This window comes from Bacillus sp. SDLI1, from assembly GCF_001553895.1.
GTDB lineage: Bacteria > Bacillota > Bacilli > Bacillales > Bacillaceae > Bacillus > Bacillus siamensis.
This window is the reverse complement of record NZ_CP013950.1, coordinates 745,570-767,726: the sequence shown is the minus strand read 5'-3', so window position 1 is coordinate 767,726 and position 22,157 is coordinate 745,570. Positions and strand designations below refer to the sequence as shown.

Annotated in this window: 7 protein-coding genes; all 7 read left to right on the top strand. The window is 43.1% G+C overall.

What is annotated here, in order from left to right:
* Positions 1-22: 22 nt before the first annotated feature.
* The 7 genes from AUL54_RS03350 (at position 23) to pdhC (ending at position 22,156) form a co-directional block, all read left to right on the top strand.
* Positions 23-5,734: a type I polyketide synthase gene (locus AUL54_RS03350; protein WP_060962883.1), complete on the top strand. Its 5,712-nt coding sequence runs from the start codon at positions 23-25 to the stop codon at positions 5,732-5,734.
* Positions 5,734-13,116: a type I polyketide synthase gene (locus tag AUL54_RS03345; RefSeq protein WP_060962882.1), complete on the top strand. Its 7,383-nt coding sequence runs from the start codon at positions 5,734-5,736 to the stop codon at positions 13,114-13,116. Before AUL54_RS03350 ends, AUL54_RS03345 begins: the two co-directional genes overlap by 1 nt.
* Positions 13,117-13,166: 50 nt before the next feature.
* Entirely contained in the window at positions 13,167-17,015 is a 3,849-nt protein-coding gene (locus tag AUL54_RS03340; protein ID WP_060962881.1) for an alpha/beta fold hydrolase, read from the top strand.
* 32 nt (positions 17,016-17,047) lie between these two features.
* Positions 17,048-18,139, top strand: coding sequence for a serine hydrolase domain-containing protein (locus AUL54_RS03335; protein ID WP_060962880.1), 1,092 nt, complete (start codon positions 17,048-17,050; stop codon positions 18,137-18,139).
* 469 nt (positions 18,140-18,608) lie between these two features.
* Positions 18,609-19,724, top strand: coding sequence for a pyruvate dehydrogenase (acetyl-transferring) E1 component subunit alpha (gene pdhA, locus AUL54_RS03330; RefSeq protein WP_060962879.1), 1,116 nt, complete (start codon positions 18,609-18,611; stop codon positions 19,722-19,724).
* Between the two features lie 3 nt (positions 19,725-19,727).
* Positions 19,728-20,705, top strand: a complete 978-nt coding sequence (pdhB, locus tag AUL54_RS03325) for a pyruvate dehydrogenase complex E1 component subunit beta (protein WP_003154528.1) — start codon at positions 19,728-19,730, stop codon at positions 20,703-20,705.
* A gap of 122 nt (positions 20,706-20,827) precedes the next feature.
* Complete coding sequence (gene pdhC, locus AUL54_RS03320; protein ID WP_014417649.1) at positions 20,828-22,156, top strand: pyruvate dehydrogenase complex dihydrolipoyllysine-residue acetyltransferase; 1,329 nt, start codon at positions 20,828-20,830, stop codon at positions 22,154-22,156.
* Position 22,157: the final 1 nt, after the last annotated feature.

Genomic DNA, 22,157 nt, shown 5'->3' with positions numbered 1-22,157 from the left:
GAAAAGAAAAGGAATGAGACAGGTGGCCAGTAATCAAAACTATCAGTTCACATTAACAATTAAACATACGGACTATATTGTCAGGGATCACCGGGTGCATGGCACCCGGATTATACCCGGTGTCACATTTTTAGATATGATATACCGTATGGCGCTGAGCAAAGGTTTGCCTATTGAAGAACTCGAGTGTCAGAATATTTTGTATTTGGAACCTGTAGCAACATCGGATACCTTTGACAGAGAAATCCGCATCCGTTTTCAGGGATTGGAACAGGGATGGGAAATTCAGGCGAAGAGCAGAAAGGTAAAAGATGACCGCATTCTGGATGAAAGCTGGGATGAGAATATGAACTGCAGGCTCATGCCGAAAATCCCGGAAAGCATGAGTTCAATTCATATCCATGAAATCAAACATGCCTCCGTCCGTGAAGCTGATATGGAGATATGTTATGACTATTTAAAAAAGGTTGATATAGAGCATTTTGAATTTATGAAGAGTCTGGGGAAGGTTTATGCGTCTGACCATTCTGTACTTGCAGAGTTGACGCTCAGCCAAATTGCAAATCAATATACCGGCTATTTTCAATTGCATCCCACTTTTCTTGATGCGTCTACCATCATATCGATCCTTTATCAGGCATGTCCCGAATATTTTACACAAGGATCTCCGGCAAGCCGGATGAAAACGTATATTCCCATTCATATTGAATCTTTCCGTATGACGAAGCGCCTGGAAGACAGGTGTTATGTGTACATAGAGAAGCAAGACCAAAATCATGATTCAGGGGATGTCATCCAAGTAAGTTACGGTTTGTACGATGCACACGGGGAGATGATCGCTTATTTTACGCGGCTGTCTGTGAAACATATTCGCTCAAAAGATTTAATTGAAAACCTGAAGCAGACTCGTTTGGAAACTGAAGCGGCTTCTCAGCCAAAAGACAGCCTGGTCAGAAAAGATTCAATCATAAATCGAAGCGAAAGCATCGAGACACACCTTAAAGAATTAATATCCGGGGTTTCAAATATAGATCTGCGTGACATAAGGACAGACATTGGTTTTTATGAACAGGGCCTGGATTCAGCTTCTTTGCTTGCCATTGTCAAAGAACTTGAAAACAAAACAGGGGAACAGCTGTATCCTACACTCCTGTTTGAGCAGAAAACGATCCGGGAACTCGCCGCATATATTAAAGAAAATCAAAAAATGTCCGATTATTTCTTAACGCAAAATCAACCGGCTGAAAAGCCTGACATGAAAAAAAGTAAGAACGAAAATCTTTCTGCTCTTATAACAGAAGGAGACATTCAGCAGCTGATCGCAGATATCAAAGGGACTGCCCCTGAAACACTCTCTGTGGTAAAAGGTTTTTATGAACAAGGCCTCGATTCCGTAACACTTATGCAAGCCGTAAAGGCATTGGAAGAGAAAACAGGCAGGGAACTGTACCCTACTTTATTGTTTGAGTATCCGACGATTCAAAAACTTGCAAACTATTTTGCAGAGAGCGGCGAAAAAACTTCCGTTGAAAAAGACCTCCCTCTTCATCATGCAGAGAATCATACGGCTCTGACCTATTTAACGCCGCATTGGAGACAAAAGGCTGCCGCTTGGGACCCAAATTGCGGAAATAAAAAGAATAGAACATACCTGCTGTTTCAATATGACAGAGAGCTTTTTCATTTTATGCGGGAAAATGCTGAAAATGGATTCGGAAATACACAGATCATTCTCGTTTTATCAGGGAATCGTTTCTCCTATCACGGAGACGGTGTTTATGAGATCGATCACAGGGAGGAAGCTCACTTTGACAGGCTTGCAGCTGATCTGAAAAAAAGGGGGCAAATGCCCGACACCGTGGTTTACGGGTGGCCGGAAGGGGCATTTGCCAGCCCGGAAAAAATAAATGAACAGCTTTCTAAAGGGGCTTACCCGCTATTCTTTTTCAGCCGGGCATTGATGCGTAGCAAGGCGGAAAAAAAGGTTGTATCGCTTTTCCTTTATCCGGCGGACCATAAAAATGATCAGCCGCTTTACGCTTCAGTCCATGGTGCAGGGCAGTCTATTTTGCTTGAGAACCCGAAACTGGCCCTTAAGACAATCGGGATATCAGTTTCAGACAAGTCATCGTTGCCGGATCTCACAGCTGAAATCATCAGATGCGAATCAACTGAAGCGCATCCGGGAGAAACCGATCTTTATTATGAAGGAAATGTGCGCTGGGTCCGTGCCTTACGGGAAGCGGAACCGGCTCAAAACTCAGGTTTCTCCTTTAGAGAAAACGGAGTATACATGATTACAGGAGGGTCCGGCGGCTTAGGCCTTATATTTGCAGAACATATCGCAGCCCAAACAAAAGCCAATATTATTTTAGCGGGCCGTTCTGAACTTACGGAAGACAAAAAGAACAAAATCAGCCGAATGAAAGCAGGCGGTTCTTCGGTTCAATATATAAGAGGTGATTTTTCAGATAGCCGCGATGCAGAGCGAATCATAAAAACCATTAAAAGGCAATTCGGAGAAATCAACGGTGTGATACACAGTGCCGGTGTGACGCACGACGCTTTATTGATTCAAAAATCAAAAGATGAAATCAAGGAAGTGATCGCTCCGAAAATAAATGGGACGGTCTTATTGGACAGCTTGCTGCAAACCGAACCTTTGGACTTCTTTGTGATGTTTTCATCAAGCAGCTCGATGTACGGGAATATCGGACAGACGGATTACGCATTGGCCAACCGGTTCATCGATCTTTTTGCTGAGTGGCGTGAAGGAATGAGGCGGAAAAAAGAACGCTCCGGCGTCTCAGTAGCCATCGGCTGGCCGCTATGGGAAGACGGCGGCATGAAAGTGGATAAACAAACTGAAAAATGGATGAAACAAAAAATCGGTATGGTTCCTCTTAGTAAAACCAATGGGATCAAAGCTTTTCAAGATTCACTCTCTCTGAACGCATCACAGCTGATAGTGTTTGAAGGTGACAAAGAAAAACTGAAATCTGCACTTCAAGATACCTTCATGGAGGATGAAAACCGTGAGATCCAAATAAATGAAACAGCTGATACAAGGCATGAGGACATTGCCATTATCGGATTAAGCGGGAAGTATCCGATGGCTGAAGACTTACCTGAATTTTGGGAGAATTTAAAGAGCGGAAAAGATTGTATTACAGAAATCCCGCCTGACCGCTGGAATATGGATGATTTCTTCAGCGAAGACAGAGATATGAAAGGGAAGTCTTACAGCAAGTGGGGAGGTTTTATCAGCGGAGCCGATCAATTTGATCCGCTTTTCTTTCATATTTCCCCAAGGGAAGCAGAACTTATGGATCCCCAGGAAAGGCTCTTTTTAGAAACGGCCAAAAATTGTTTTGAAGACTCAGGATACCCGAGAAACATGCTGGAAAAGATGAAAGTCGGTGTATTTGTCGGTGCAATGTGGGGCCAATATCAACTATTTGAAGGAGAAGAAAATGGAGTGGCTTTCTCGCCGGCATCCGTCTATTCTTCAATTGCCAATCGGGTGTCTTATTATTTTCATTTAAAAGGTCCGAGTTTGGCTCTGGATACAATGTGCTCTTCATCACTGACCTCTATTCATTACGCATGCCAAAGCATACATTGCGGAGAGAGCGATATGGCATTAGCCGGCGGAGTGAATTTGTCAATACATCCGAATAAATATAAGTTCCTCAGCATGGGACAGTTTCTATCAAGTGACGGCAGATGCCGGAGTTTTGGAAAAGACGGAAGCGGTTATGTTCCCGGTGAGGGAGTCGGAGCCGTATTGTTAAAACCATTGAAAAAAGCAATAGAAGATCAAGATCAAATATACGGTGTGATTAAGGGAAGCGCCGTTAATCACGGAGGAAAGACGAGCGGGTATTCCATACCGAATCCGGATGCGCAGGCGGAGGTCATTTCAGAAGCGCTTCGTAAAGCTGACATTGATCCGAATACCGTCAATTATATTGAAGCGCATGGAACGGGTACGTCATTAGGCGATCCGATTGAAATTCAAGGACTGAAAGATTCCTATCAACTGAATCATCCTTGCGCCATCGGTTCGGTGAAATCAAATATCGGACATTTAGAATCTGCGGCAGGAATCGCTGCGGTAACGAAAGTGCTTCTCCAAATGAAGAATAAGCAGCTTGTTCCTTCTCTGCATTCCGATATTGTTAATCCGTTTATAGATTTTGATCAGGTTCCTTTTCAAGTGCAGCGGAAAGCGGCTGAATGGAATATTCCGCAAAACAGCAATGCTGTTCATCCTTTGAGAGCCGGGGTAAGCGCTTTTGGGGCAGGAGGGACAAACGCGCATCTTATATTGGAAGCGTATGAGCCGCCAAAAGCTTTTGATCATCAAAGCGGCCGAGTGATCTTTGTTTTATCGGCTCAAGACAAACAACGGCTGATAAAATATGCGAAGGTTATGGCTGATTTTCTATCAGAAAATGAATCGAAGGATAACAATCATAAACTGCGTCTTCAGGATATTGCCTATACACTTCAGACGGGACGCGATCATATGGAAGAACGGCTGGCGATAGTGGCAGATTCCGGGCAGGTCATTGCTGAAGAGCTCTCAGCTTATATCAGGGGAGAAAAAAGCAGCTTGAGCTATACCGGTAATACATTCGAATCAGAAGTTCACAATGAAATGCCTCACGTTTGTTCAGATTACGCCGAAGCAGCATCCAAATGGGTAAATGGAAGAAAGATAGATTGGGAGACTTTTGAGGTGAATTGGAATGCTCGCAGGATTTCTATTCCGGGACAACCGCTGATCAAACAGCGGTATTGGATAGCGGAAAAAGGGGAAACGCTTGTTTCAACAGATGTGAGTAAGCCGACTCACCCTTTCTTGGGGAGTAACACGTCCGATTTTAATCAGTTCAGTTTCACGAAAAAAATCAGCCGTAATCATCCGTTCGCACTAAGTCTGTCTGAAGGAAACGTGTCCTTTTTCCCTTATGCATCTTTGGCTGAAATGGCTATCGTCAATGCAGCGGAGGCATTTGGACAACCAGTTCATACATTAACTGATTTATTGTGGACTGAAAGGATGAACGGAATGACTGATATACGGGAACTGATGATTACGCTGACGCCTGAGCGCGACTTTGCGCGGTTTGACATATATGCAAACACACAAAATGAGAATAAAGTACGTCTTGCCAGGGGAAATGCGCATATTGTTAAGCCTGAAAGCGGTATGCTTCCTGAAGCGCTTGATATTGCTGAAGTCAAATCAGAAATGACTGAACATCCTGCTGAATCGCCTTTTGTCATTGAATCAGCGAAAAACAGTGACGGAATGCTGTCGTTTCATTCATTGCCGGATGAGCTTTATGCAAAAAGAGAGAATTTTACGATCTCTCCCGAAGCGCTTGAGTCCGCGATTGAAGCCAGTGCGTTTTTTGTCAGCGGAGAAACCTTTCCGGAATTGATCGGAATGGGAGCAGCGGATGTCTATCAGCCTCTCGCTCAAAATTTTTATGTCTATACTCAAAAAGAGAACCGGCAGAACAGCCGTGATGTAACGTGTCATATGACATTTACAGATGAAAACGGAAGCATTCTGGCGGAGTGCAGAGATGTGAGATTCAGATATGGTCATAAAAAAGGCACTGTTCAGACGGACGACGAACTCATTCGTCTCCTGCGTCAATTGGAAACCAATGATATTGATCAGAAGGCTGTATTGAAACAATTAATGGGGGAAGAATGATGAACGGAAAACGTGAACAAATCAGCGATATTCTTGATCTGATTCAATCAGGACAGATATCGGCTGACGAAGGCTATGCCCGTGTGACATCCATTCAGAATCAAAAATCACGGGCATCGAACCATCCGCTTTTTTATTACAAGCCGGAATGGACAGAATCGTTCATTCCGAATAAGAAGAGCGTACCCTTGACGGGATTGCTCCTGATTTTTGCAGAAAATGAACGGCAAATACAAGAATTGAGCGGTTTGTTTAAGGACTGTACTCTCTTGTTTGTTATCCGCGGAAAAGAATTTGCTGTTTTACATGATGATACGATTTGTATGAATCACGTGAAAAAAGACGATCATCTAAAGCTGTTCCGGTACATTTATGATCATTATCAGCTGCCCGAAAAGATTCTTCACTTGTGGTCTGATTCTCAGGCTGACATGAGTAAGGGAGGTATACAGAAACAATTGGAAAACGGATTGTTTTCTCTTCTGTATATTACACAGGCGCTGATTGAACTGAAATGGAAAAAGATAATAAAACTGACGCATATTTTTCAAACTGAGAATAAAGAACAACTGCCGCTGCATCATGCTCTCGGCGGATTGGTGAAAACCGTTCACCAGGAACACCCCAATTTTCACTATCAGATTATCAATATCACGCAATCAGAGGGTACGGGAGCCGCTCTTCCAGCAATAGCGGATATATATCAGAGAGAGTGTGACGAAAAACGGGATATCCATTTTGAAGTGCGCTATGAAAACGGCAGACGTTTTACGAAAAGCTATAATAAAGCCGGCTCATTCGATTTAACCCAGCCGCTGAAACATCATGGGAATTATCTGATTACAGGAGGCCTGGGCGGTCTCGGTTATATATTGGCAAAACATCTGTCGGAAAAATGGAAAGCGAACCTCATATTGACGGGGCGCTCTGATTTAACTGAAGAGCAGGAGAAAAAGATCGAATATTTAAGAAGTTCAGGTTCAACAGTTGTATATATCCGATCTGATGTTTCAAAACAAAGTGATGCTGAACGGATGTTTGCTTTTGCAAAAGAGCAGTTCGGCACCTTACATGGAGTATTTCACAGTGCCGGCGTACTCCGTGACTCTTTTATCTTAAGAAAGACAAAAGAAGAAATGGATCAAGTCACAGGTTCGAAAGTTTATGGCACGTTGTGGCTGGCGGAAGAAATCAAAAAAATGAAAGTTGAATTACTTGTTTTGTTTTCATCCACATCGGCAGTCTTCGGCTCAGCCGGCCAATGTGACTATGCTTTCGCCAATGCCTGTTTGGATCAGTATGCAGCAGTTATGACTGCAAAAGAGTCTGCCGGAAGGGTAGTGTCAGTCAATTGGCCGCTATGGACTTCCGGCGGGATGAATATTGACGATGAAGGAATATCCTACATGAAACAGGAACTCGGTCTTGACCCGTTAGATGACAGTGACGGAATACAGGCTCTGGAGAACAGCTTGTGTCAATCATCTGAACAGCTGATTGCCCTGAAAGGCCGAAAAGAAAAGATTGAGGATGTGCTGATGCGTGCCGGCACAATCAACTTTCATTCAGAGCAGCAGGAAGATGCTGATTTGAAAAACGATGAATTAAGACAAAATATAATCAGTTATCTGAAAAATATAATGTCCGAAGAGTTGAAATTACCTGCCTCACTCATAGATGAAAAACAATACCTGGAGAAATACGGCATTGATTCAGTGATGATCATGCGTCTGACCAAAAAGCTGGAGCAAAGTATCGGCAGATTGTCGAAAACATTATTTTTTGAATATCATTCAATATCTCAGTTAGCTGAATATTTCCTGAGTCATCACAGCGAACGAATGATGAAACTGCTGAAACCGGCCGGCACATCTGAACTTGTCTCATATCAAAAAAAGCCAAAAAGAAAACCAGTGGAAACAAAAGCGCCGGTACGCTCTGAAGGAGAAGATTCAAAAGAGCACATTTCGGCCGATCCCCTTTCTGCTGATATAGCCATTATCGGTGTCAGCGGCAGATACCCGGGTGCGGAAAACATCAGGGAGTTCCAGAATGTGCTGATGAATGGACGGGATTGCGTAAGCGAAATTCCTGATGACCGGAAGGAAATGCTGGAGGGAAGCTGCTATAAGTGGGGAGGTTTTCTGAAAAATCCAGACCGGTTTGATCCTTTATTTTTCCGGATATCACCGAAAGAAGCGGCTTTTCTTGATCCTCAGGAACGCCTCTTTTTAGAGACAGTGTACAATACCATAGAGGATGCGGGTTATAAACCTTCAGATCTGACCCGCAAAAAGGTCGGAGTATTTGCAGGCGTCACATATGGAAGCTATCAATTTTTCGGCGTTGAAGAATCACTTAAAGGAAATGAACTGGCCGTCGGGTCTCCATTTTCTGCAATAGCAAACAGAATATCATATTTCTTTAACTTTAAGGGGCCGAGTATGGCGGTTGATACAATGTGTTCATCCTCTCTTAACGCCATTCACTTAGCCTGTGAAAGTATACGAAGAGGAGAAAGCACCCTTGCTGTTGCGGGCGGGGTCAATCTTACGCTTCATCCGAATAAATATACATTATTAAATCAAAGCCGCTTCTTTGCAAGTGATGGCCGGTGCCGTACATTCGGCGAGGGCGGTGACGGTTATGTACCGGGAGAAGGAGTGGGATCCGTACTTTTAAAGCCGGCGGCGGAAGCGGTAAGGGACGGAGATCATATTTATGCGCTGATTAAAGCGACAGCGGTCAATCACGGAGGGAGAACAAACGGTTTTACGGTTCCTAATCCAAATGGTCAGTCTGAACTGATACAGGACGCGCTTCAGAAAGCTTGTATTGACCCTCGTACAATTAGTTATATTGAAGCTCACGGAACGGGAACTTCTCTGGGAGACCCGATTGAGATCACCGGATTAACAAAAGCGTTTCGGGAATTTACGGAGCACACTCAATATTGTTCAATCGGTTCTGTCAAATCAAATATCGGCCATCTTGAGGCCGCAGCGGGAATTGCCGGTTTGACAAAGGTTCTTTTGCAAATGAAACTGAAAAAACTGTTTCCTTCCATACATGCGGAGACGTTGAATCCAAATATTGATTTTAAAGCATCTCCCTTTTATGTACAGCGGTCATTGCAAGACTGGAAGAAACCGAAACTGCAGGAAAACGGAAAAACAGTAACTGTTCCGAGAAGAGCGGGGATCAGCTCATTCGGAGCCGGAGGAACGAATGTTCATATCATTATAGAAGAATATGAAGAAACAAACGTCTCAACAGAACATGTTGAGAACGAACCGCATATTGTCCTGTTATCTGCCAAAGACAATGAACGTCTTCTTGAGTATGCCGAAAACATGAAAGATTTTATTCAACGTTCACTAAGTCCTGAAGTAAAGGATAAACAGCCTGATATGAAAGAAAAGGTGAATGAAGTACTCAAACCGTTTGTTTCGGAATTGCTTCATATCCATCCGGAAGAAATTAATATTGCTGATCACCTGAGTGAATTTGGCGTAGGGCCTTTGGAATTAAGCCGGATGGCGGATTTTATTAACGAAATGTTTCATATTGAACTCACGATGTATGAATTAACTGATTGCGCCTCCATTCAAGCGGTTACTGAATACTTATTGAAGGAATATGCCGGAGCGATAAGAAACATGTTCCCGAATGAAGTGATGGAAGCCGGCCATTCGGAAAGCGTCGTTTTACGGGATCTGGCATACACTACACAATCGGGCAGAGAAGCGATGGAGGCCAGAGCGGCGATTACCGGTACCTCTCTTAAAGAAATGAAAGATAAATTATTTGAGTTTTGCCGCGGTGACAAGCAAGTTCCAGGCGTATATGTTAATCAGCAATCAGCAGATGCATTCGCTGAAAAAATGAAGGCGTTAACGGAAGGCAGAGCAGGTGAATTGTTTGTAAAGACCATTATTGAGAACGGTGAAGCGGAAAAGCTGGCTCAATTATGGGTTTGGGGGGCGGATATCGACTGGAAATCCGTTCATCAACATTTACAGCAGCCGGGTAAACGGATCTCAATTCCGACTTATCCGTTTGCAAAAGAACGTTATTGGGTTCCGTCCAGGACTGAGAAGGCAGAGATCCCTCAACATTCCTTTCAACATCACTTGCAAAAAAAATGGAGAGAGAATCCGTTTGTAAATCCATCCGAAACAAAAGAGTACGGACTGACAGTAGCATTTGTAAATCAAGACACAGAATCAATTGCCCGCACCATTTGTTCGGATATAGATCAGGAGAATCTGATTGTCATAAAACATCACTCTTCATTTATAAAACACTCTGATCAAATGTTTGAGTGTTCTTTATTAGATGAAAACCACGCATACGACGTTATCCGTGAGATCTTCTCGGGCGGTGAGCGGCAGGTCGAAAATATATTTGATTTCTCAGATATCGGAAACCAGAGTGAAAATCAGAACGGCATCCCATATGGTAAATTCTTATTTATACAAGAAATAATTAAGAGGAGTAAAAAGGAAACACCATTATCCATTTTACAAATCACCAATGGCTTGCAGGTATTTAAAGCGGAAAAACCAAAGCTGACGGGGGCAGAATCAGCGGCTTTTCTGAAAGCCCTTTCTGCGGAATACGGCTTTGTTCATGTGAAAACAATAGATATAGACAGCATGAAAGAAACGCATGAGCTGAAACAAATCTTTGAGAATGAAAGGGCGCAATATACCGCAGAGAATGAAGTATGCTACCGCAGCGGCATCAGATATGTTCCGTATTTTGAAGAAGAAAGAATCCATACCGGCGGGCCTGTTTCATTTCCTGCGGATAAAGCCATCGTGATTACCGGCGGGACAGGGGGCATTGGCAGAGCAATAGCTGAAGATTTGGTGAAACGGGGAGTGAAAAAACTTGTGCTGACGGGGACGCGTCCATTACCTTTGCGAAGTGAATGGGATCATTTGCTGAAAGAGGGCAGACAGGACGAAAAGACAGTCAGCAATATCAAACTGTTTCAAAGTTTTGAAGAGAAAGGTGTCAACTATCTGTATTACAGCGGTTCTCTCACAAATGAAGAGAAGCTGCGTTCATTCTTTCACCAAGTAAGCCTTGAATTTAAAGATATAAGCGGTGTCATACACTGTGCCGGACTGCACAGCGGCGGAAATCCGGCCTTTATTCATAAAAGAATGAGTGAATTTAAGACGGTGTACGGGCCGAAAGTCACTGGACTTCAGAATTTGGAGCGGATTTTTAATAATAGGCCGCTGGATTTCTTTATTCTATTTTCATCAATTGCTGCACAGTCACCCAAACTGTCGAAAGGAATGACTGATTACGCGTCTGCAAACGCATATATGGACTATTTCGCGGCTTATCATTTTCAAAAGGGGAGAACGTATTTCACGTCCATCAATTGGCCGAGCTGGAAAGAAGTCGGAATGGGTACTGTGACGAGTCCTTTATATGATGAATTGGGATTGGACTCTCTTTCCACACGGGAAGGACTGGCGATTTTGTATCATGCACTGGAGAGAAAATCGGCCAATATCATTCCTATCGTGAAAAAAGGAACAGTGTTTCATGCAGACAGTCTCCTGAATATCAATAAAACCGGCAAGGCTTCATTTCCAGTGCGAAGACAGGAGACTCCCGACACTTTTGATCATTCAGAAGGGCTTGTCAGTGAACTTTCTGCCGTATTTGCCGAGGAATTGAGCATTCCCCTTGAAAAGCTTAACCCAAATACGGATTTTCAGGAATACGGTGTGGATTCTATACTTCTTGTCAGCATTATACATCGTATAGAAGCAATGATTCAGAAAAAAATTGACCCTACTGTGCTTCTTGAACACAACACGATTCATGGTCTTGCGGAATATATCGGTAAGACGGCGCCGCCGTTGAAAAAACAAATCGAACAGACTGATTCTCAAAGCAGCAATCAGCATGATATGCAGTCTGTGACGAGCCGAAATACAGAACCGCAGACGGCTTCCTCTGCAAAGATAGCTGTTATCGGAATCGGATGTAAGTTCCCTGGAGCGGCTGATAAAGAGGAATTTTGGGACAATCTGAGAAAAGGGAAGAATCATATTAAAGAAGTACCTGATTCCCGGTGGAATATAGAAGAAAATTACTCTCCGGTGCAGCAAAAGGGAAAAAGCATCAGCAAATGGGGAGGATTTATCAATGGAATCGGCAGCTTTGATCCGGAGTATTTCCGCATGGAAGAGGAGAAAGCCATCCAAACGGACCCGCTGATAAGACATTTCTTAGAAACGAGTGTACAGACTGTACGGGATGCCGGTTATGAAGAAACAGAATTATCGGGAAAAAAAGTCGGCGTATTTGTCGGTTCCAGAATGGGCGGCTACGGTCACAAACTGCCGAAAGAAAGCAGCAGCCACATCGTCGGGCTTAGTCAAAACTTTATTGCTTCACATGTGTCGCATTTCTTTAATTTTCACGGTCCAAGCATGGTTTCTGATACCGCTTGTTCTTCTTCATTAGTCAGCATTCATTTAGCCTGCCAAAGCATAAAAAACGGTGATTCAGAGATGGCGCTGGCAGGAGGGGCGGATCTGCTTTTGGATGAAATTCCTTACCTGATGTTAACAGAAGGAGGAGCTCTTTCGCCGGACGGTCAGTGTTTTACTTTTGATGAAAGGGCAAACGGCTTTGTACCCGGAGAGGGTTTTGGCGCTGTTCTGTTAAAACCGCTCGAGAAAGCGAAAGCGGACGGAGATCGGATATACGGTATCATTGAAGCATCAGCTATTAATAATGACGGTGCGACAATGGGAATTACGACCCCGAATCCTAAGCTTCAAGAGCAGGTTATTCAAGATGCATTTGAAAAAGCCGATATCACTCCCGGATCAGTCAGCTACGTCGAAACTCACGGCACAGGCACGATGATTGGAGATCCGATTGAGCTACAGGCTCTGACAAAAGTATTCCGAAGAGACACAAACAAAACGCAATTTTGCGGAGTAGGAAGTGTAAAAACCAATATCGGACACTTATTAAGCGCTGCCGGAGCGGCAAGTTTCATTAAAGTGATTTTATCAATATGGCATAAGGAAATTCCGCCTACATTGAATTGTGAAACGCCAAATCCCCGCTTTGAATTTGAAAAGTCGCCTTTTTATCCGAATACAGAGCTGAGAAGCTGGAAGGATGGAAAACGGAGGGCGGGCATCAGCGCTTTCGGTTTTGGCGGAACAAACGCCCACCTTTTGGTAAGCGGCCTGGATGATTCATATCATTCCGTCAGAACTCCGCTGCCGCCTGCCGAGTTTGTCAGAAAAGAGTACTGGCCGGATTCAAATCGGAAAAAACAAATCAAACAGAATAAAAAACGGCTTCTTGAAATTATTGATGAAACAGAGTAGCACCTGCTCTGTTTCTTTACTTTGTAAAAGAAGAAAGGTTGTCGAGTTGCATGAGGTTCAGCGTATTAGTCAAACATGACGATTATATTGTTTCAGACCATGTCCTTCATCAAGTGCGTACGATACCCGGCGTAACGTATCTGGATTTAATAACACGATTTTTAGCTGAGAAAGGGATATCCCCCCGAAGTCTTGAAATCAAACATGTTTTATTCCGTGAACCTGTTGCGACGTCAGTCCATTTTGATAAAAAAGTCACCTTCCAGTTTACGGAACAAGAAAACGGCTGGCTTGTTGAAACAACAAGCAGGAAATGGGTCGCTGAAAAGGCGGAAGGTGAAGCGTCAGTCAACTTGCAGGCGGAAATCATAAGAAAAAATGCGATAAACGAAAAGACAATTTCAATCGAAGAATTAAAGAAAGGAGCCGTCCGGATTTCGGATGCTGAATCCGCCTATCGTAATTTGCGCAGGGGCGGCCTGATTCATAAAGATTTTATGAAATTGGAAGGTACGGTATATGAAGGTGAAAATTATATTCTGGGAGAGGTAAGTTTAAGCGGACTTTCAAAAGAATATACAGATGACTTTTACATGCATCCCGCATTTTTGGATGGGTCTCTCAGCTTGTTGGGAATCCTTACATCAGACTTGCCGGATGAAGGAACAAATGCGTTTATCCCTATATATATTGAGACATTCCGGGCACTGCATAAAACAACTGGGTCTTGTTTTGTGTATATTGATAAAAACAGTATAACGCAGCCGCCTTCTAAAGACATTTTATATGCGGACATAGAAGTATACAGGCCTGATGGAGAGCTCGCTTTTTATTATGAGCGATTCGGTGTGAAAAGAGTCAGAAATGAAAAATCAATACAAAGGCTGGAGCATTCCCAAAAAGCTAAAGAAGTCGGCAGCGCAACGAACAATAAAGAAATGATCAGAAATAATTTGATCCAAGAGATAGCCGGCATGATTGAAAAACCTGCTGAAACAGTGAAGAATGATATTTCCTTTTACGAGATGGGCTTGGATTCTAAACAATTATTAGACTTATCCAAAAAATTAGAACTGATGTTAGATACAAAGCTGTACCCGACTTTATTATTTGATTACTCCACAATCGGTGAATTGACGGAATATCTGCAGGAGAAATACGGAGCTGACATTACAGACTCTATCTCTGATACAGTTTTGCACCAAGACAGTCAAAAAACATTAACAGATGAGCTGTCATCCATTATTGGAGAGGTTACAAACACACCGCCAAATAAAGCGGACAAACACCAATCTTTTTACGAACTGGGTCTTGACTCAAAACAGCTGCTGCATATATCGAAAATGCTCGAGGAAAGATTGGATACACAATTGTATCCGACATTGCTTTTTGATTATAACAATATTCATGATTTAGCGGCTTATTTAGAAGAAAAATATGATGTGCGTAATACACCGGCTGCAGCTTTTAAAGAAAAAACGCAAACGAAAGAGCCGTCTGAAAAGCCGATGCTTGAATCTTTGTATTTACAAAAAGAATGGATTGAGTCGCCATTAAAGTCCGGAGAAGTGTCTAAGGAAAATACTTTGATTTTCGATTTCGACAGTTCATTGAGTGATGAAATCCGCAACTACACCGGCAGTGAAAATGTTATTTATGCGGAAGCCGCCGCTGAATATGAAATGGTAAATGAAAAGCATTATAAATTTAACCCGGAGCAGTCTGCTCATTACACCAGACTGTTAGATGATATGAAAAAGTCCGGAGCGTTTCCGGCGTCAATCATTCATTACCTGTCAAAAAAAGCTTATACTGAAGCGGCGTTAGACCTGACTCACAGCTTTTATTCAATCCTTTATTTAAGTAAAGCTTTGATCCGTCAAAAAACAAAAGAAAACATCAACATTCTGTACGTACATGACAAGGATCAATATACAAATCCGGTTTACGCCGCGATTGGAGGCTTTTTTAAAACGCTGAATGCGGAGCAGCCGAATATAAAGTGTAAAACGGTTGAGATTTCTTCAAGACAAACCATTGAAAAAGCACCTTTGCTTCTCAATGAATTAAGTGCCGGACATCATCAGGCTGTGAAATATGACGGCGATCAAAAAAGGTGGGTGACAGCATATAGAGACGCTTCGCTGCAAACAAGACAAAAGGCCGCAAAGTTTGCAAAAAACGGGGTGTATCTCATCATCGGAGGGTTAAGCGGCATCGGCTGGATTATTTCAGCGTTTCTTTATGCAAATCACGGAGCCAGCGTTATCATTGCCGGGCGATCGAAAATGACAGCAGACATGGAAGAAAAATTAGACAGCATCCGATATGACGGGGCAAGCATTTCTTATATCCAGGCTGACATGTCAGATAAGCAGCAGGTCATCAAGTTAGCGGAAAAAATTCGTGCTGATTATTCCGAAATCAACGGGGTCATTTACAGTGCAGGCGTGTTAAAAGACTCTCTCATTATGAATAAAACAGACGCGGAAGCTCAAGCGGTGCTGCAATCAAAGGTCAATGGTGTGATTCATTTGGATGAAGCGCTCAGAGATATGCCTTTAGACTTTTTTGTTTTGTTTTCTTCCATCTCCTCAGAAATCGGAAGTCTGGGTCAAGCCGATTATGCCTACGCCAATCGTTTTCTGGAGCATTTTGCCGAGTGGAGGGAATGTATGAGAAAGGCGGGGGGAAGATCAGGAAAAACCATCGCTGTAAATTGGCCTTTCTGGAAAGACGGAGGCATGACAGTTGATCCCGGCATTCAAGATATTATGAAAAGGGAGTACGGACTTCACCCATTAGAAAATACTGCCGGAATCAAAGCTTTTGAACACTCGCTTCTCGGCCAAGGCCACCAGCTGATCGTGTTATACGGAGAAAAAGAAAAAATACAAAACGATTTCAAGCCGTTATCCGCCCGTTCAGCACCGCCTCTGGTAAGAGATTCAGCGATTGCAGCCGATTTTGATGCTTCGTCAATCGTTACGGAAGCTGAAAGTCCTTTCCGGATACTCGGCACGGCTTCCAATCGTCATCTCGACGATTATTTGCATTATTGGAGCAGACTGAAGAAAGGAGCCCTTCAGCACAATCAAAGCGATGCCGCAAAAAAACTCATCGCTTTTTACCAGACAGAAGAAACGGAAACCGTTCATTTTCTGGCAAACACAGAAAATGCCCGGCATATGGAAATATTGATGAGCGGTAAGGGCGAAACAATTTTACTGATTTGCGGTTTCGCTACCACTGCTTACATGTGGAAAGAACAAATGAAGGAGTGGGCAGATCAATTTAATGTAATTGTCATACACACACCGGGTTACGGGCTGAGTGAGGGGAGCGCCGATTTTACACTGAGCGGGCTGGCTCAGACTTTTATCGAAGTGCTGAACGAGATAGGGGTTGCTTGGCCGATCCACATTGCGGCTGCTTCTTGGGGAGGCATGATAGGGCAGAGGATAGCCTATGAATACCCCGAAAAAGTAAAAACACTCATTCTTTCCGGAAGTTACACCGAATACGAAGAAGACCCTGAAAGCAGTGTCGAGGAAAAACTGAAAAATGATTTTATAGCTATAGGAAAGTCGCATGAATATGAAAGTTTATACAGTAATCAATTCTTAAATGCTTCTATTGAACGTTTTATGAAGATACATCAACAAGAAGGCTATTCTACAATCGGCTTTTTAAAAGACATTCATACAAGAACGCTTATCCTTACAGGTGAGAAGGAAAGCGTAGTTGATCAGAAAGAAACAAAAAGGCTGCGGAAACTGCTGAGCAATGCAGAATTAAAGAAAATTAAGGGAGCGGGGCATCTTCCGAACATCACACATCCGGAAGAATTTAATAAAGCGGTGTCAGAATTCATCAAGAAATCGGTAAGTAAAGGATGAAAACGATACATACAGTACAGGGGGAGAAAACAATGAAACAAACAATAAGCAATCCGGCATTTGATATGAAACAAATTAACGCTCTTAACAGCCATTATCAGACGATGATAGACAATGGAGTTCTGCAATGTGCGAGTTATATGATGTCAAGAGGAGGTGAGGTTTTTGCAGCTGAGTCGTTAGGGGAATTTACCGGCGGACAAAACGAAAAGCAAACATTTCAGCTTGATACAATCAGAGAAATCGGTTCTTTGACAAAAGTGTTTACCGCTGTAGCCGTCATGCAGCTCGTCGAAAAAGGTTTGCTCGATCTGAAAATGCCGGTCAAGCTCATTTTGTCTGCGTTTGATAAACCGGGTTTCGGAGAAATTAAAATTTTGCACCTTTTGACTCATACGGCGGGATTAAGTTTTGAGCTGGATATTCAAAAGGCTGAAGGCATTGACTTAACGAATGAGGAAGAATGGATAAACTATCTCGTCAGTACGCCTTTGGAGTACGGAGTGGATGAAGCATGGAACTATTCCAGAACCGGTTTTGTTATACTTGGCATCATTATTTCAAAAGTAACAGGCGTATCCTACGAACAGTATGTAACAAAGCATATTATTGAAGCGCTCGGATTAGAAAGAACGTATTTTTATGTGCCTGATGCTTTAAAAGAAGAAGTTTGTGTGATCAATGAGCACGAGTGCGTACAGCTGGAAAAAAGTCATCACCCGTATTTTCCGAATAAAGCGACAAGCGGTCTGTACTCTTCGTTGCGAGATATTTGGAAGTTAGCTGAAATGTTTAGAAATAAAGGCAGATTGAAAGATAAGAAGCTGCTTGGAAGAAAAACAGTCGAAGCGATGCTGAGAAATCAAATAAAGCCTGGTCTTCCTTTTTACTTCTTCGGAGCGCCCAGAGAGGAAGGCGGCTTTGGTTTAGGCATTAATTTGTGGCCGGCCGGTGACCATTATTTCATGACAGAAGGCACCTTCTCACATCTTGGAATGGGTTGGTGCGGCATGTTTTCTGATCCAGCCGAAGATTTTACGTATGTATTTTTCACTCCGGTTTCCGAGTTTCATCCTCATGCCGTGCTGACGCCGCTGAATATCGTGTGGGCGGGTATTGAATAATTAGACAAAAGCATCGTCCCGTCTGTTCGGCAGGCGGGACGATTGCTAACTGCCCGTTTTTATCCCGAGCATCTTTTCAAAGCCCGCCCCTAAGTTAAATAACTTAATTTACTCTTTGTAATTTTTTTAAATTATAGTACAGTAGAGCATTTTTATAATACAGTTTAAAGTCTTTTATAGTACAGTTTGGCGCAATATGATCTTAAGTTTTATAAGCGGTTTCAAAATGAGGTTATAAACAATTGACGGCTTTGTTTAATTACTGTAAACTATGGTTGTTGATCATATTGTACTAATAAAAAATCTTTTTTTATTAGTACAGTTTAAACGTCATTATCTTTGCTTAAGCGCTATGTGAATTTCTGAATGATTAATTTTAGAATTGCAGAGCATGATAAGACTGTTTTTAATACGGATGGCTAAACGGTATCCTAACCCTGTTAAATCAAAAGAAGAGGTGGTTTAAAAAATGGCTGCAAAGACAAAAACTTCAATTGTTGATAGCAAAAAACAATTTGATGCTATTAATAAGCAGTTTGAAACGTTCCAAATTTTAAATGCTGAAGGTGAAGTCGTAAATAAAGACGCAATGCCTGATCTTTCAGATGATCAGTTAAAGGAATTAATGAGAAGAATGGTGTATATCCGCATTTTAGACCAGCGTTCAATTTCTCTTTCCCGTCAAGGACGTTTAGGTTTCTATGCACCGACAGCGGGCCAGGAAGCTTCTCAAATTGCATCACACTTCGCGCTTGAACAGGACGATTTTATCCTTCCGGGTTATCGTGACGTTCCTCAGCTGATTTGGCACGGTCTTCCTTTACATCAGGCATTCCTGTTCTCAAGAGGCCATTTTAAAGGTAATCAGATGCCTGAGGGAGTAAATGCTTTATCACCTCAAATTATTATTGGTGCTCAAATTATTCAAACCGCAGGTGTAGCTTTAGGTCTTAAAAAGCGCGGTAAAAAAGCGGTAGCTATTACTTACACTGGTGACGGAGGAGCTTCTCAAGGTGACTTCTATGAAGGAATGAACTTTGCCGGAGCATTTAAAGCGCCAGCGATCTTCGTTGTTCAGAATAACCGCTATGCGATTTCAACTCCTGTAGAAAAGCAATCATCCGCACAGACAATTGCCCAAAAAGCAGTTGCCGTCGGTATTACAGGTGTTCAAGTAGACGGAATGGATGCACTAGCCGTTTATGCTGCAACCGCAGAAGCACGCCAGCGCGCAATTAACGGTGAAGGTCCGACTCTGATTGAAACTCTTACATTCCGTTACGGACCTCATACAATGTCCGGTGACGATCCGACTAAATACCGTACGAAAGAAATAGAAAATGAATGGGAGCAAAAAGACCCGCTCGTACGTTTCCGCAAGTTCTTGGAAAACAAAGGACTATGGTCTGAAGAAGAAGAGAACAAAGTGATTGAACAGGCCAAAGAAGAAATCAAACAAGCTATCAAAAAGGCTGACGGCGAAACAAAACCGAAAGTAACAGAGCTGATTGAGAATATGTTTGAAGAGCCGACGTTCAACTTGAAAGAACAACTTGAAATTTACAAAGCGAAGGAGTCGAAGTAAGCCATGGCGCAAATGACAATGATTCAAGCAATCACTGATGCGTTACGCACAGAACTGAAAAACAATGAAAACGTTCTGCTTTTCGGGGAAGATGTAGGCGTTGCCGGAGGCGTATTCCGTGCAACTGAAGGCCTTCAAAAAGAATTCGGTGAGGACCGCGTATTTGACACGCCGCTTGCTGAATCCGGTATCGGCGGTCTCGCTCTCGGTTTAGGCCTGCAAGATTACCGTCCTGTTATGGAAATCCAATTCTTCGGATTCGTATATGAAGTAATGGATTCAATCTCAGGACAAATGGCTCGTCTCCGCTACCGTTCCGGCGGACGCTGGACTTCTCCGGTGACAATCCGTTCTCCATTCGGCGGAGGGGTTCATACACCTGAACTTCACGCTGACAGTTTGGAAGGCCTTATCGCTCAGCAGCCGGGTATTAAAGTTGTTATCCCTTCCACTCCTTACGATGCAAAAGGACTGCTGATTGCCTCTATCAGAGACAATGATCCGGTTGTTTTCTTAGAGCATATGAAACTTTACCGTTCTTTCCGTCAGGAAGTTCCAGAGGAGGAATACACAATCGAGCTTGGCAAAGCTGATGTGAAACGCGAAGGTACTGACCTTTCTATCATCACATACGGCGCGATGGTTCATGAGTCGCTTAAGGCTGCTGAAGAGCTTGAAAAAGAAGGCGTTTCTGCTGAAGTTATCGACCTTCGCACTGTAAGTCCGCTTGATATTGATACGATTATTGCTTCTGTTGAAAAAACAGGCCGCGCAATTGTCGTGCAAGAAGCTCAAAAACAAGCCGGCATCGCTGCCAACGTTGTAGCTGAAATCAATGACCGCGCGATTCTGAGCTTGGAAGCTCCGGTTCTGCGTGTTGCGGCGCCTGATACAGTATTTCCTTTCTCGCTTGCTGAGAGCGTATGGCTTCCAAACCATAAAGACGTTCTTGAAACTGCGAAAAAAGTTCTTGAATTTTAATCAGGCATCATAAAAGACGGTAAAGAGAGTCCTTTTCTCTATATGAAGGAGTCTGTTTACTAGGTTCAATGCTTGCGAATGCATAACTAAAATTTGCTTAATCAACTAGGAGGTCGAAAACTGTGGCATTTGAATTTAAACTTCCGGATATCGGGGAAGGTATCCACGAAGGCGAAATCGTAAAATGGTTTGTTAAGCCGAACGACGAGGTAGAAGAAGACGATGTTCTGGCTGAAGTACAAAATGATAAAGCAGTGGTAGAAATTCCTTCACCTGTTAAAGGAAAAGTATTAGAATTAAAAGTTGAAGAGGGAACAGTTGCAACTGTTGGACAAACGATTATTACGTTTGACGCACCTGGTTACGAAGATCTTCAATTTAAAGGAAGCCATGATTCAGGAGATGCGAAAACTGAAGCTCAAGTTCAGTCGTCTGCTGAAGCAGGGCAGGATATCGCTAAAGAAGAGACTCCTAAAGAGCCTGCAAAAGAAACCGGCGCAGGACAGCAGGACCAAGCGGAAGCTGATCCGAACAAACGCGTGATCGCGATGCCTTCCGTACGCAAATATGCCCGTGAAAAAGGCGTGGATATCCGTAAAGTAACAGGTTCAGGCAATAACGGACGTGTTGTAAAAGAAGATATCGACAGCTTTGCAAATGGAGGAGCGGCTCAAGAAGCGGCACCGCAAGAAACAGCTGCACCTCAGGAAACAGCTAAACCTGCAGCGGCTCAGGCTCCTGAAGGCGAATTCCCTGAAACACGCGAAAAAATGAGCGGTATCCGTAAAGCGATCGCGAAAGCAATGGTGAACTCTAAGCATACTGCACCGCACGTAACTCTTATGGATGAAGTTGACGTAACAAATCTTGTTGCTCACCGCAAACAGTTCAAACAAGTTGCTGCTGATCAAGGCATCAAGCTGACTTATCTGCCTTACGTCGTCAAAGCATTAACATCCGCTTTGAAAAAATTCCCTGTTTTAAACACATCTATTGATGATAAAACAGATGAAGTGATCCAAAAACATTACTTCAACATCGGAATTGCAGCGGATACCGAAAAAGGCCTGCTTGTGCCGGTAGTGAAAAATGCCGACCGTAAAGCCGTTTTCGAAATCTCTGATGAAATCAACAGCCTTGCTACAAAAGCGCGTGAAGGCAAGCTTGCACCTGCGGAAATGAAAGGCGCTTCTTGCACGATCACAAATATCGGTTCTGCCGGAGGCCAATGGTTCACACCGGTTATCAACCACCCAGAGGTTGCGATTCTCGGTATCGGCCGTATTGCTGAAAAAGCGATCGTCCGTGACGGTGAAATTGTAGCTGCTCCTGTCTTAGCTCTTTCTCTCAGCTTTGACCACCGTATGATTGACGGAGCAACTGCACAAAATGCGTTAAACCACATCAAGCGTTTACTGAACGATCCACAACTTATTTTAATGGAGGCGTAAT

Excerpts from the sequence above, each read along its gene's own strand:
- AUL54_RS03345 (WP_060962882.1), top strand. The coding sequence starts at position 5,734 with ATGAACGGAAAACGTGAACAAATCAGCGATATTCTTGATCTGATTCAA.
- AUL54_RS03340 (WP_060962881.1), top strand. The coding sequence starts at position 13,167 with ATGAGGTTCAGCGTATTAGTCAAACATGACGATTATATTGTTTCAGAC.
- AUL54_RS03335 (WP_060962880.1), top strand. The coding sequence starts at position 17,048 with ATGAAACAAACAATAAGCAATCCGGCATTTGATATGAAACAAATTAAC.
- pdhA (WP_060962879.1), top strand. The coding sequence starts at position 18,609 with ATGGCTGCAAAGACAAAAACTTCAATTGTTGATAGCAAAAAACAATTT.
- pdhB (WP_003154528.1), top strand. The coding sequence starts at position 19,728 with ATGGCGCAAATGACAATGATTCAAGCAATCACTGATGCGTTACGCACA.